The sequence below is a fragment of the Micromonospora haikouensis genome (assembly GCF_000876225.1).
Lineage (GTDB): Bacteria > Actinomycetota > Actinomycetes > Mycobacteriales > Micromonosporaceae > Micromonospora > Micromonospora haikouensis.
The window spans coordinates 1,819,745-1,832,707 of the sequence record NZ_JXSX01000001.1 but is presented as its reverse complement, the minus strand read 5'-3'; the positions used below and the strand labels follow the sequence as shown (position 1 = coordinate 1,832,707).

At 75.2% G+C, this 12,963-nt stretch carries 15 protein-coding genes; 4 read left to right on the top strand and 11 right to left on the bottom strand.

Translation table 11 applies throughout. From position 1 onward, the window contains the following. Positions 1-101: 101 nt before the first annotated feature. Positions 102-995 (bottom strand): sulfotransferase domain-containing protein, encoded by an 894-nt coding sequence (locus tag TK50_RS08070; RefSeq protein WP_043962159.1) that lies wholly within the window; start codon positions 993-995, stop codon positions 102-104. An 87-nt stretch (positions 996-1,082) separates the two neighbouring features. Here TK50_RS08070 and TK50_RS08065 point away from each other — a divergent pair, with 87 nt between their 5' ends. Further along, positions 1,083-2,156, top strand: coding sequence for a beta family protein (locus TK50_RS08065; protein ID WP_199485982.1), 1,074 nt, complete (start codon positions 1,083-1,085; stop codon positions 2,154-2,156). On the opposite strand, the gene TK50_RS08060 is transcribed toward TK50_RS08065, so the two are convergent. Beyond that, positions 2,143-2,421, bottom strand: a complete 279-nt coding sequence (locus tag TK50_RS08060) for a HesB/IscA family protein (protein ID WP_043962158.1) — start codon at positions 2,419-2,421, stop codon at positions 2,143-2,145. The genes TK50_RS08065 and TK50_RS08060 overlap by 14 nt on opposite strands. A gap of 238 nt (positions 2,422-2,659) precedes the next feature. On the opposite strand from TK50_RS08060, the gene TK50_RS08055 reads away from it, so the two are divergent. Then, positions 2,660-3,385, top strand: a complete 726-nt coding sequence (locus TK50_RS08055) for an MIP/aquaporin family protein (RefSeq protein ID WP_043962157.1) — start codon at positions 2,660-2,662, stop codon at positions 3,383-3,385. 257 nt (positions 3,386-3,642) lie between these two features. Here the strand turns inward: TK50_RS08055 and TK50_RS08050 are convergent, their stop codons facing one another. The 3 genes from TK50_RS08050 to TK50_RS08040 all read right to left on the bottom strand — a co-directional run bounded on the left by TK50_RS08050 (position 3,643) and on the right by TK50_RS08040 (position 6,026). After that, complete coding sequence (locus TK50_RS08050) at positions 3,643-3,981, bottom strand: hypothetical protein (RefSeq protein WP_043962156.1); 339 nt, start codon at positions 3,979-3,981, stop codon at positions 3,643-3,645. 121 nt (positions 3,982-4,102) lie between these two features. Then, positions 4,103-5,044, bottom strand: a complete 942-nt coding sequence (locus TK50_RS08045) for a hypothetical protein (RefSeq protein ID WP_229403917.1) — start codon at positions 5,042-5,044, stop codon at positions 4,103-4,105. Between the two features lie 388 nt (positions 5,045-5,432). After that, on the bottom strand, positions 5,433-6,026 hold the full coding sequence (locus tag TK50_RS08040) for a pentapeptide repeat-containing protein (RefSeq protein WP_043962154.1): 594 nt from the start codon (positions 6,024-6,026) through the stop codon (positions 5,433-5,435). 72 nt (positions 6,027-6,098) lie between these two features. Between TK50_RS08040 and TK50_RS08035 the strand changes: the two genes are divergently transcribed. Further along, entirely contained in the window at positions 6,099-7,325 is a 1,227-nt protein-coding gene (locus TK50_RS08035) for a serine hydrolase domain-containing protein (protein WP_374199614.1), read from the top strand. A gap of 106 nt (positions 7,326-7,431) precedes the next feature. After that, complete coding sequence (locus tag TK50_RS08030) at positions 7,432-8,076, top strand: NAD(P)-dependent oxidoreductase (protein WP_043962152.1); 645 nt, start codon at positions 7,432-7,434, stop codon at positions 8,074-8,076. An 11-nt stretch (positions 8,077-8,087) separates the two neighbouring features. Here the strand turns inward: TK50_RS08030 and TK50_RS08025 are convergent, their stop codons facing one another. From TK50_RS08025 to TK50_RS08000, 6 genes are all read right to left on the bottom strand, one after another. Next, positions 8,088-8,552, bottom strand: a complete 465-nt coding sequence (locus TK50_RS08025) for a PPOX class F420-dependent oxidoreductase (RefSeq protein WP_043962151.1) — start codon at positions 8,550-8,552, stop codon at positions 8,088-8,090. A gap of 23 nt (positions 8,553-8,575) precedes the next feature. Continuing rightward, a complete protein-coding gene (locus tag TK50_RS08020; protein ID WP_043962150.1) occupies positions 8,576-9,217 on the bottom strand; it encodes a DUF6642 family protein in 642 nt (213 codons plus the stop codon). 402 nt (positions 9,218-9,619) lie between these two features. Continuing rightward, a complete protein-coding gene (locus tag TK50_RS34785) occupies positions 9,620-10,243 on the bottom strand; it encodes a ribosomal eL19 family protein (RefSeq protein WP_229403914.1) in 624 nt (207 codons plus the stop codon). Positions 10,244-10,369: 126 nt separating this feature from the next. Beyond that, positions 10,370-10,795 (bottom strand): DUF234 domain-containing protein, encoded by a 426-nt coding sequence (locus TK50_RS08010; RefSeq protein WP_043962148.1) that lies wholly within the window; start codon positions 10,793-10,795, stop codon positions 10,370-10,372. 132 nt (positions 10,796-10,927) lie between these two features. After that, on the bottom strand, positions 10,928-11,629 hold the full coding sequence (locus TK50_RS08005) for a response regulator (RefSeq protein ID WP_043964088.1): 702 nt from the start codon (positions 11,627-11,629) through the stop codon (positions 10,928-10,930). After that, positions 11,608-12,942 carry a sensor histidine kinase gene (locus TK50_RS08000; protein ID WP_043962147.1) on the bottom strand — a complete coding sequence of 445 codons (1,335 nt, stop codon included), beginning with the start codon at positions 12,940-12,942 and terminating at the stop codon, positions 11,608-11,610. Before TK50_RS08000 ends, TK50_RS08005 begins: the two co-directional genes overlap by 22 nt. Between the last annotated feature and the right edge of the window lie 21 nt (positions 12,943-12,963).

Here is a 12,963-nt window from a genome sequence, read left to right as displayed (position 1 = left end):
ACCCCCGGGTCGCGGCGGCGCCGTGCGCTCCTGTCCGGAGCCGGCCACCGAGCGCCGTCCGATCACGGACTCGGGCCGCCCGCGCGGCCAGCCGGCGCGCGTCAGCGGTCGCGGTGCAGCCAGGCCAGCAGGTCCGGTGGGGCGAGGGCGGCGGTCCGCGCCCGGTAGCGGGCCAGCGTCGCCGCGTCCAGCAGTTCCCGGCCCTGCCCCGAACGGCCCCGCCGGAAGAAGGCGTTCCGGTCCTTCAGCACCCCCGCCGGATCCGGGACCAGCAGGTCCGCCCGCTCGCGCATCCGGTCGAAGGTGGCCGCCTCGACCAGCTCCGGCCAGCGCGGCTGCGCCACCTCGACGCCGAGCCGCCCGGCCAGGGCGCGCATCCGCCCCGCCAGGTCGGCCACCAGGTCGTCGTAGTGCACGAGGGTCACGTTGGGCCGGTCGCGACGCCCCCAGGCGTCGCCCAGGTGCCACAACACCCCCTGGAGCGAGTCCAGCTCCGCGCGCGGGTCGACCTCGCGGTCCACCCACCGTCGCAACGACTCCACCAACGGGGTACGCGGGGCGGGCGGCCCCGCCGGGGCGGGCCGGCCGGTCAGCTCCGCCAGCCGCGCCCGGTCGAGGTTGCCGCTCTGGTGCCAGAGCGAGACCGCCATGTCCAGCGGGTGCCGGGCCACCACCACGTAGTGCGCCCGGTCGTCCAGGGGCACCCCGTCGAGCGGGGTGTGGGTCTTGACGAACCGGCGGTGCCGCTGGGCGGCGAGCCGGGCGTACACCTCGTCGCGGGGTTCGGCCAGCCAGTCCAGCCAGGGCGAGAGGTGCGACAGCGGGGCCGGCAGGTCGGGCGTGCCGAACACCAGCAGGGCGCAGATCATCTGCATCCAGGTGGTGCCGCTCTTGGACCGGGTGCTGATGACGATGTCGCCGTCGCGGAACGGGAATCCGGCCCAGCGGGCGCTGTCTTCTTCGGACGATCGGTAGCGAAAGGGCGCGTCGGGCATCCGGGGATCGTACGATCGCCCCTGGCCGGACGCCCGGCATTTGCCGCAGGCCCTGTGACGAGCGCCGATGTGTCGCTACATTGAAGTATGGTGCCCGCCCACGGGAGCCGGGCGGCGGAACCGGTCTACCATCCCATCCTCGCCTGCCACCGCGGCGAACTGGAGGCGCTCCGCCACCTCGACAGCGCCACGGCCGCCCTGATCGCCCCGGTCCTCGACGTGTCCATCCTGGACCGCGCCCTCGCGGAGGCGTTCACCCGGCTCCCGCCCGGGCTGCTGCCGGCGGTCGACGTCACCGCCCTGCCCGACGGGCCCGACGCCGAGCTGGCCCGGTGGAACGTACCGCTGGTGCCGGTGGCCGGGCTCGCGGACAGCGACGCGCGGCTGGCCGCGCACGGCGTGGCGGCCCGGGCGTACGCCGGGCGGTTGGTGGTGCGGCTGCGGGCCCGCAGCGACCGGTATGGTCCGGACGCCGCGACGGCCTCGGTGGAACGGATCTGGCGGATCACCCGGCTCGTGCCCGAGCAGTGCGAACTCCTCGTAGACGCCGGGGACGTCTGCTGCCCGGCGGACGTCCGGCTGGCCGAGCCGCGCGTCCGACGACTGGTGGACTGGGCGCGGCGGCACGCCTGGCGGTCGGTGACGGTGGCGGCCGGTGGGCTGCCGCCGACCGGGTCCGGGTTCCCCACCGACGAGCCGGTCCGCCTGGAACGCTGGGACTGGCTGCTCTGGCGTCGGCTGGCCGACCTCGGCGTCCGGTACGGCGACTACGCGGTCGGCTGCGCGGTGCCCGGCGGCGAGCCGCTCTCCGACCGCCTGCCCACGGTCCGCTACACCACCGACCGGGAGTGGTGGCTCTACCGCTGGTCGCGGCGGGGCGGCCGGGGCGACGAGCGGGTGGCCGACCTGTGCCGGACGCTGGTGTCGGCGGCGCACTGGCCGGCGGCCGGGGCGGCCTTCTCGTGGGGTGACCACGAGATCCTGCGTCGGGCCCGGCGGGTGGCCGGGGCCGGCTCGACGACGAACTGGGCGGCCTGGAGCACCTCGCACCACCTGGCCCACGTGCTGCACCAGCTCCGGCACGGCGGCGAACGCCGCCCCACCGTACGGCCCGCGCGCGCGGCGGGCCGGCGCGGCGAGGGGCCGGCTATTTCTCGGTGAAGCCGAACTGCACGACCCCCTCGTCGTCGACGGTGGCGTCGACCGAGGTGTCGGTGAGCAGGTCGGCGGCGTCGGAGTCGAGGAAGATCCGGGCGCCCTGGTGGTCGACCACCTGGTCGCCCTGGACGGGCTCGGGCACCAGTTCGATCGTGAGCGAGCCCGCGTCGGTGTCGGCGGCGATGCGCAGGCCACCGCCCTCGGCGACGTCCTCCTGGGCGGCCAGGTCGCGGATCACCAGCACGGCGTTGTCGGTCATGGTCAGCATGGGGCACTCCTCGTGGATTCTCGGTCGCGGTCGGCGCAGACCGGGCTCAGCCCGCGGACGATCACACGGGGGAGCTCGGGTGACGGCAGGGCCGTCACCGGGCGGAACGGGGCTGCTCGGCACACGCCCCTGCACCCACCGTGCCCGCTGCGGCCGCATCCGTCAAATGGAACGAGTTCGATCACCCCTTGCGGCGGAACCGGCTCCGAGCTGCCCGGATGCTCCCTAGGCTGAAGCCATGGACGACGCGAGGCGGTACGCGGCCGAGTTCGTCGGCACCCTGCTGCTGGTCTTCTTCGGCGTGGGCAGCGCGGTCTTCGCCCAGGTCCAGGGCGGCGTGGTGGTGGTCGCCCTGACCTTCGGCTTCATCGTGCTGGCGCTGGTCTACACCATCGGCCCGCTCTCGGGCTGCCACGTCAACCCGGCGGTGACCCTGGGGGTGCTGCTGTCGGGAAAGATCTCCCCGGTCGGCGCGGTGGCGTACTGGATCACGCAGTTCGCCGGTGCCACGGTGTCCGCTTTGATCATCTGGGGGCTGACCCGGTGGGGCGGCGTGGTGGACCAGACCGGCGCGCTCGGCACCAACGGCTACGGCGCGCACATCAACCTGGGCGGCGCGGCCGTGCTGGAGACGGTGCTGACGTTCCTGTTCGTCCTCGTCGTGCTGGTGGTGACCAGTCGGGCCGAGCATGCCGGGTTCGCGGGGCTGGCGATCGGGCTGGCCCTCGCAGCCTGCATCGCCGTCGGCCTGACCCTCGACGGCGCCTCGGTCAACCCGGCCCGGTCGTTCGGCCCGGCGGTGTTCGAGGGTGGCGCGGCCCTGCGGCAGCTGTGGGTGTTCGTCGTCTTCCCGCTGCTCGGTGGCGCGCTGGCCGCCCTCGCGGCACCGCTCGTGGTGCGGCGCAACCCGCACTACCGCGCCGACCCGGAGGAGCCCACCGGCCCCGCACCGAGGACCGCCTGACCCGGCCGACGGGCGCAGGACCGGGACGAAAGACGCCCGCCTGCGCCGCCGGGAACCCCCGGCACCTCCCGATTCGGCACTAACCTTCGCCCGATGGGGTTGGCCGGCAGAATTCTCCATGGCAGCATCAGCGCATGCAGCGTTGCGCCGCAGGCCCCGAACGGGTGGAGGCGTCACCTGTCAGACCGGCCCGGGCCCCTTCCGGGTGCGGAGGAAGGGGCCCGGGCCCACGGGCGCCCCACGGATCGACGGGCGCGTCAGGCGCCGGGGCGGTCCGGCGGGCGCACCGTGGCGGCCGGGTCGCCCCGCTCGATCAGCAGGTCTATCTCGGCGGCCCGCAGGCCGCGCAGGGCGAGCACCCGCCGGCCCCAGCGGTGCAGCCGGCAGGGGTGTGGGCTGGCGTCGTTGCGGCAGACCGTCCCGCCGGACCAGCGCCGGGGGGCGTGCACCACGACCGCCCGCACCGCGAACTGGGCGTCCTCCCCCGTCACGTACGGCGGCAGTGGAATGTCCCACAGCCCGTCCCCGGACTCCTCGCGGGCACCGGGGACGGCTGCGGAACGGACGGCACGGGTGGGGGTGGCGGTGCTGCTCATCGGGCAAGCCTCCACAGAGGACGGACGGACCAGGTCAGCGGACAACCTACGACCGTCCAGAGGCGGCATGACGGACAAACTGTCCCGACCGGCGGGTAGGCGCCGACCACCCGGAACCGGCTCAGCGCAGCGCCACCGCCTGCAGGTTGACGTTGCCGCACCCGCCGAAGGTGGCCTCGACGGTCCAGGTGAGCAGCAGCTTCGCCCCCTTCGGGGCCCGGAACCGCACGGTGAACTCGGCGGTGTGCGTGGTGTGCGGATCCTCCAGCCGGCGGACGGTCGTGGCGCCGCCGCTGGACAGCCGCGCCTCCAGCCGGCCGCGCGCCATCCACAGGCCGGCGTAGAGGCGCACGGTGCGGGCCTCACCCCCGCCGTCCACGGCGAGCGCGAAGCCGCTGCCGACGCCGCAGGCGGAGACGCCGGTCGTGGTCGCCGTGGACGACGTCACCGGCGAACCGTCGCGCCAGCTGAACGTCTCCGGGCTGACGTCGTGGCCGACCCGGTCACCACGGCCGCCCTCGTCGGCGATCTCCCCCGAACCGTCGCGCTTGCGGACCGTCGAGTCGGCCCCCCGCAGTCCCCAGTGGACCCAGTCCCGGGTGCCCGCCGCGGTCAGGTCGACGTCGGCCGGCACGTCGGCCTGGGCGACGTCGAGGTGGACCGCCGCCGGTTGCGGCGCCACCGGACTCGACGGCGACGGCGGCGGGGCGGTCGGGGTCCGCTGCCGGGGACGCAGGCCGGGCGTGGCCGCGTCGGCCGGCGAGCCTGGGCGGTCCACCACCGGGAACCCGCCGCTGGGCCGGCCCGCGGGGGCCGGCAGCACGGCCTCGTCGTCCGGCCCGGCGGCGGGGCCGCCCGGCGCGGCGGCGTACACCCCGAGGGCGACGAGACAGGCGAGCACCACCAGGCCCTCGACCGCCCACCGCCGGCGCTGCCGGGCCCGGGCCAGCCGACGCTGCTCCGAGCGCGTCCGGCCGTCGGCCGGCTCCCCGACCCGGTACGGCGGGTCGGGCACCCCCCGTCCACCAGGGCCGACGCCCCGCGTGAGGTCTTCCTGCGCCACCTGGCCTCCACTCCCCACCCGGTGTCCCGGTCCCGGCGACCGCCGCACACCGGCGTGAGCCGTATCACGTTGGCACCACCCCCGCCCGGACGCCAGGGGTGTCCCGCCGGGCGTTTCCACTTCGTTACCGTCCGGTAGGGACCGGCGCACGACCGGATCACCGGCGACCGGGCGGGCTGCGCCACGGTGCCGGTTCACCGGACGGGCGCGGGAACGTCGGCGGGGGTCAGCCGGACGGGCGCCGACGTCGCGGCGAGACAGGCAGGGCGCACCGCGACGCGCCGAGGCGGTGGTGGCGCCGCCGGCTGCGCTGAGCGTACTGGAGGTCACGTTAAGCGCGAAAGCGGCGAAGTCCACGAACCGGGGCGGGCCCCGGTCGAGCCGCCGGTCAGCCCACCTGGAAGCCGAGGGCCCGCGCCAGCAGCACCGCCTGCTCGGCGTCGATCAGCGCGCCGGCCCGCTGCACCGTCGTCGGATCCAGCGCCGACAGGTCGCTGCCCCGCAGGTCGGCGCGCAGCAGGCGGGAGCCGTGCAACTGGGCGCCGGAGAGGTCGACGCCGGTCACCGTGGCACCGGTCAGATCGGCACCGGCCAGGTCCGCCTCGCGCATCCGGACGTCGGTCAGGCGCACCCCGCGCAGGTCGGCACCGGGCAGCGCCACGAACGACCAGTCGCCGCCGTCGACCCGCAACGGCCGCAGGTCGCACTGGTCGAAGCTGCTGCCGACCAGCTTGCAGCCCGTGAACTCGGCCTCGAACAGGTTGCACCGCTTGAACACGCAGCGGGTGAAGGCCGAGTCGACGTGGCGGGAGGCGTTGAACGCCACGTTGCCGAAGACGCACTCGGTGAAGACCGCACCCCGGCTGACCGCCTCGGTCAGGTCGACGTGGAAGAACTCGCAGCGCACGAAGTGCCGGTCGGCCAGGTCCTCGGCGTACCAGTCGTCGTGGCGGAAGGTCGCGTCCTCGGTGGGCTCCGGCACCCGGCCAGCCTAACGGCGGCCACCGACGTCTTCCGCGCGGCGCGTACCGGCTAGTAGGTTCGGTGGGTGAGCCTGGCCCTGCGCACCGACCCCGACCGCATCGGCTTCGACCCCGCCCGGCTGGCGCGGATCGACGAGCACTTCGGCAGGTACGTCGACGACGGCCGGCTCGCCGGCTGGCAGATCGTCGTCACCCGCCGGGGCGAGATCGCCCACTCCGCCACCTACGGCATGCGCGACCGGGAGGCCGGGCTGCCGGTCGAACCGGACACCATCTGGCGCGTCTACTCGATGACCAAGCCGATCACCTCCGTCGCGGCGATGATGCTGTGGGAGGAGGGCCGCTTCGAGCTCACCGACCCGATCGGCCGCTGGCTGCCCGAGTTCGCCGACGTCCGGGTCTACGACAAGGGGCCGGTGACCAAGCCGTACACGGTGCCGGCGGTCGAGCCGATCCGGATCTGGCACCTGCTGACCCACATGTCCGGCCTGACGTACGGCTTCGCCCAGGTCTCCGTCGTCGACGGGCTCTACCGGGCGGCCGGCTTCGACCTCGGCGTGCCCGTCGGGGCCGACCTGGCAGCCGCCAGCCAGGGGCTGGCCCGGCTGCCGCTGCTGTTCCAGCCCGGCACCGGCTGGAACTACGGGGTCTCCACCGACGTGCTCGGCCGGCTGATCGAGGTCGTCTCCGGGCAGCGCCTCGACGAGTTCCTCGCCGCACGCATCTTCCGGCCGCTGGGCATGACCGACACCGGCTGGTGGGTCGAGGAGGCCGACGCCAAGCGGCTCGCCGCGCTCTACTTCCCGCACCCCGCGACCGGGCAGGCCATCCGCGCCGACGCGCTCGGCCGGCTCGCGCTGACCGCACCCGACTTCCTCTCCGGTGGCGGCGGGCTGGTCTCCACCGCCGCCGACTACCACCGGTTCACCCAGTTCCTGCTGCGCGGCGGGGAGCTGGACGGCGTACGCCTGCTCGGGCCCCGCACGGTGCGCTTCATGACCCGCAACCACCTGCCCGACGGCCGCGACCTGGCCTCGTACTCGCCGACCGGCTTCGCCGAGACGGTCCTCGACGGCATCGGCTTCGGCCTCGGCTTCGCCGTGGTGCAGGACCCGGTCCCGTCCCGGGTGCCGAGCAGCGCCGGCGAATACTACTGGGGCGGGATGGCCAGCACCGCGTTCTGGGTCGACCCGGCGGAGGAGGTCACCGCCATGCTGTTCACCCAGCTCATGCCGTCGAGCACCCATCCGCTGCGGCCCCAGCTGCGCCAGCTCGTCTACTCCGCCCTGGTCGACTGAGCCGGGTCGGTGGGCCCGCCGCCCGCCCCGTCGTCGACGCCGGGGAAGCGCGGCCGGGATCGCCGGAACGGCACCGCCGGGCCCGGCCGGCTCCTAGCCTGGGGCCATGAGCAACGTCGTGGTGTTCGGCGCCGGGGGCACGGCGGGGTCGCGGATCACCGCCGAGGCGGTCGCCCGGGGCCACCGGGTGACCGCAGCCGTACGCCGCCCCGAGGCGACCAGCTACCTGCCGGCCGGGGTCGACCTGGTGACCGGGGACGTCACCTCGGCGCACAGCGTGCGGGAGCTGGCCCCGGCCGCCGACGTGATGGTCGTCGCCGTGGGCGGCGACGAGGGCCGGGCGCTGTGGCGGGACGCGGCCGAGAATCTCGTCACCGTGCTGCGGGAGGTGCCGAACCCGCCCCGGATCATCCACGTCGGCGGCGGGGCGACCCTGCTGACGCCGGGGGGCACCCCGTACCTGGAGGAGCCCGACTTCCCCGAGGAATACCGGGACTCCGCCCTGGGCCAGGCCGACGCCCTGGCCTGGTACCGCTCGGCTGCCGACGGGGTCACCTGGACGTACGTCTCCCCGCCGCCGCTGGAGTTCCACCCCGGTGAGCGCACCGGCCACTACCGCACCGGCCTCGACGAGCCGGTGACCGACGAGCGGGGACGCGCGGCCCTGAGCTACGAGGACCTGGCCGTCGCCGTCGTCGACGAGATCGAGAACCCGCGCTTCGAGAACATGCGCTTCACCGCCGGCTACTGAGCCCGCCGGCTTCAGTCGGCGAGGCGGGCCGGGAAGCCGCCGGTGGCGATCGGGCCCCAGCCGTCGATGGTGACCCGGATCAGCGACTTGCCCTGCCGGACCATCGCCGCCCGGTACTCGTCCCAGTCGGGGTGCTCGCCGGCGATGCTGCGGAAGTATGCGACCAGCGGTTCCAGCGCCTCGGGCAGGTCGAGCACCTCGGCGGTGCCGTCCACCTGCACCCACGGCCCGTCCCAGTCGTCGGAGAGCACGCAGGCCGAGACGCGCGGGTCCCGCCGGATGTTGCGGGCCTTCGCCCGCTCGGGGTAGGTGGAGATCACCAGCCGGCCCTCGGGGTCCACCCCGCACGCCACCGGGGAGGACTGGGGGCGGCCGTCGGACCGGGTGGTCATCAGCAGGACCCGGTGCCGGGGACGGATGAAATCGATCAGGGCGGCCCGGTCGACCCGGGTGTTGCTCGCGATGCTGCGTGCCATACCCGTTTCTACCAGCAGCGCCGTCAGCTCGGCCGGGCGGTGCTCCGCCCGGCCGCCGGCTGGGCGGGCACCCGGGGACGCACCGTGGGCCGCCAGGCCCGGCCGTTGGCGTAGATCACCCGGAAGCCCAGGTACGCCGCCAGCGGCGCCCAGTGCGCCGAGCCCATCCGCAGCTCGGCGGCGTTGTGCCGCTGCCCGTTGGCCAGCACGTCGAGCAGCACGGTCTCGAAGGCCGCAGACTCCACCCAGTCGACCTCCCGGGTGAACCCGCAGATCAGCGCCGCGCCGGTCTCGTCGAGGAAGTCGCGCAGCGCGGCGTCGGACGCCCGCAGCACCGAGCAGCTGCCGAAGTAGAGCCGGCGGCCGTCGCAGCGGCCGGCCATCCGCTCGGCGACGTCGGAGAGGTCGACCGAGTCCCAGTCGGTGAGGCAGAGGCGGCTCGGCTCGCCGTGCATGGCGAAGAAGCCCACCCGGTAGTCGGCGTACTGCTTGAGCAGCCAGCGGTCGAGGAAGTAGAACAGCTCGTCGCGGGTCGCCGCGTCCTTGTGGATGAAGCGGATCTTGCCCAGCCGTTCGAGGAGTTCCAGGGTCGGCAGGACCGAACCGCGTTCGTTGAGGTCACGGTGCCACTGCCCCTCGACACAGAAGACACCACCGCGCGCCACCAGCCACCTCCCCGAGCCCCCGCTGACGTTACCGCCAGCCGCCGCCACCTCGGGGATCACCCTCCGTACGACCCGACGCGACCCCGCATCGTCCTGCCGTGGGATCCCCGATCGCGCTCGATCAGGGGAGAGTGGCGTCACTGGCGGCGGGAGGCCACTCGATCCGTGATCGGGCACGACCTGACCACGCCGCACCCCCGCACTGTCCTGGAGACAAGCGATCCTGGGAGCAGTCGGCCCCTCCGGGGGCGGGATCTTCCAGGGTCGGAGCCGACGGGAGCCTCCGCGAGTCCAGGCCGATCGCGATGCGTACCCGGATGGGGTCTTTCGCAGCGGGTCGGAGCGGAAACGGCCCGGTCGCGAGGGGCAACCCCCACGACCGGGCCGACGCGACGTTCCCCGTCAGCTCGCCCGAGGCCAGCGCGGCGCGGCGGCGTTGGGCGGCACCGGCCGGCTGGGCAGGCCGGGCCGGACCACGGGCCGCCCGGTGGGCACGGAGACCCGCCCAGGCGCAGGGGGCACCCGTCCAGGGGGTGTCGGCACCCGCCCCGGCGGTGTCGGCACCCGCCCGGGAGGTGTCGGCATGCGCCCCGGGGGCGTCGGCATGCGCCCCGGCGGTGTCGGCATCCGTCCGCCGGACGCGGAGACCCGGCCCGGCGGCATGGGCGTACGCCCGCCCGGGTTGGCGGCGCGGCCCGGGGGCGTCGCGCCCCGCCCGGACTGCGTGGCCGCCGGGTGGGCGGCGGGCCGGTCGGCGCGCGACGGACCGGTCGCCGTGAACGGGAACGGCACGTGCACGAACGGGTTCCCGTGCCGGATCAGGGCGTCGATCTGACGCCCGTTGAGGCCGTGGGCCTCCAGCACCCGCCGGCCCCAGCGGTGCAACCGGCAGGGGTACGACGCTCCGTCGTTGCGGCACAACGCCCCCGACGGCCACTCCTCCGCGGTGTGCACCACCACCGCCCGGACCGCGAGCCGGACGTCCTCGGGTGTCAGGGACGCCGGGACCGGCACCTCACCCAGCACTTGGTCGATGGGATCCGTCGACTGCTCACCAACTCGCACGGCAGGCCTCCCGCAGCTCGGCAGCGGTGCGGCCGACCCGCCGCACCACATCCTCGCGCAGTGGTACGGCGCGCGGGGGCGATGAGTTCAATCGCGGTAGGCGGTCAGCAGATCCTCCGCCGACAGCGCCCGCACCCCGTCCACGTCGACCCCGGCGCGCGACACCGCGACCAGTTCCGTCCGCTCGTCCGCGCCGGGCAGCAGCGACCGGTGCAGCAGCAGCCGCCCGAGGTCGTGACCGTCGAACGCACGCCGCTCCAGCCACTTGATCGAGCCCACGAAGGTCACCCGCCGGGCTACCGGCTCCCGGTCCGCGCCGACGAGGCCGATCTCGGGGTTGTTCGTCCGGGTCCAGAACCCGCCGACGGCCGATGTTCCCTCCGGCAGCCGGTCGGCGGGCAGCCGGCGCAACGCCTCCCGGACGGCGGGTTCGATCGCCCGCCCCCGCCAGGTCGTCCAGGAGGTGGTGATCCGGGCCAGCGTCAGGTCGCCCCGCCCCCGTGAAACAACCAAGTTCGACGAACCAGCGGCGATACCAAAGTCATGACGGTCAGGTGGCGGTATCCGGGGCGGATGATCACGCAATGTCGCTGACATGGAGTCGATCAAGGGCGCGCGGCGGCGCCAGATCGGGGCGCGGAGGGCTCAGAGTTCCGCGTCGTGGACCAGGATGGCGACCTGGACGCGGTTGTTCAGGTCGAGCTTGGTCAGCAGGCGGGACACGTACGCCTTGACCGTGGCCACGCTCATGAACAGCTCGGCGGAGATCTCGGCGTTGGTCCGGCCCCGGCCCAGCGCCAGCGCGACCTCCCGCTCCCGCTCACTGAGCACGGCCAGCAGCCGCCGCGCCCGGTCCCGGCGGGGGTCACCCCCGGCCGGTTCGGCCGCCGTGACGTGCCGGATCAGTTGCCGGGTGACCGTCGGCGACAGGGTGGCCTCGCCCGCCGCCACCCGGCACACGGCGCGGACGATCTCGGCGGGCGGGGTGTCCTTGAGCAGGAAGCCGGCCGCCCCGGCCCGCAGCGCCCGCAGCACCTGGTCGTCGGCGTCGAACGTGGTCAGCACCAGCACCTCCGGCGGCCGGGGCAGTGCGCGCAGCGCCTCGGTGGCGGCGAGGCCGTCGACGCGGGGCATCCGGATGTCCATCAGCACCACGTCGGGCGCGCAGGCGGCGACGGCGGCCGGCACCTGGTCGCCGTCGGCGGCCTCGCCGACGACCCGCAGCTCCGGCGCGCCGCCGAGGATCATCGACAGCCCGGCCCGGACGAGGGCGTCGTCGTCCACGATCAGCACCCGCACCGGCTGCGGGGAGCCTTCCCCGCCCGTCATGCCGGCCACGGCAGCCAGGCGGTCAGCCGGAAGTCGCCCGTCTCGTCCCGCCCGTGCGTCAGCCGCCCGCCGGCCAGGCTGACCCGCTCGGCGACGCCGATCAGCCCCGTCCCCGCGCCCGGGATCGCGGCCCGCTCCCCCGCGCCGACCGGCCGGCCCGACTGCGGGTGACCGCCGACCGGCCGGCCCGGCAGCGGGTGACCGCCGACCGGCCGGCGGTTGCGCACGTCGACGGTCAGCCCCGTCCCGGCCGCGCCGGCCAGCCGGACGGTGACGGTGGCCCCCGCCGCGTGCTTGCGGGCGTTGGTCAGCGCCTCCTGCACGATCCGGTACGCCGTGCGCCCCAGCCCCGCGGGCACCGCCCCGGGGTCGTCGACGGCGTCGTCGACCTCGACCCGCATCCCGGCCGCCCGGGACTCCCCGACCAGCGCGGGAACGTCGGCCAGGGTCGGCTGGGGGCGTTCCACCGCCGGGCCGGGCGGCGCGTCCGGGCCGGCGGGGACGGGGGCGGGTTCGTCGGCGCGGAGCACCCCGATCACGTCGCGCAGGTCCGCCAAGGCGGCGTGGGCGCTCTCCCGGATCACCCCGGCCGCCCGGGCGACCTGCTCGGGCGGCGCGTCGGGACGGAACTCCAGCGCCCCCGCGTGCAGGCTGAGCAGCGAGATCCGGTGGGCGAGCACGTCGTGCATCTCCCGGGCGATCCGGGTCCGCTCCAGGTGCCGGGCCTGCGCGACCCGCAACTGCTGCTCGGCCTCGGCCCGGTCGGCCCGCTCCCGCAGGGACAGCACGAGCTGCCGGCGGGCGCGGACGAACATCCCCCAGGCCAGCACGGAGCCGAGGAAGACGATCGCCCAGGCCACCTCGCCCCAGAACCCGAACCCACGCTCGGGGCGCACCGCCGCGTAGCTGAAGCAGGTCAGCACGTTCGCGCCGACCACCAGCGCGGCCTGCGGGAACGGCCGGTGCACCACGACCGTGAACATGATGATCAACAGGGCGACCCCGGCGGTCGCCGAGAACAGCCCGAGCGGCAGGGTGGCCACCGCCAGCCCGACCGGCCACCGGCGGCGCAGCCAGAGCGCCGCGCAGGCGAGCGGGCCGAGCACGTTGTCGAGACCCTGCAACCACTCGTGCGGCAGCGGCCCGGCCAGCGCCGGCTCGGGCTGGGCGGCGTCCCAGGCGACGGCGACGGCCCAGCCGAGGGCGAGCAGGAACATGTGGGTGTCCACCAGCCAGTCGCGGGTGGTCCGCCGGGGCCGCGCCCCGGACGCCGCGTCGGTGAGGGCACCCGGCAGCAGCCAGGGATGATCCGGTACGGCGGCGCTGGTCATCGCCCCATGCTAGGCAGGGCC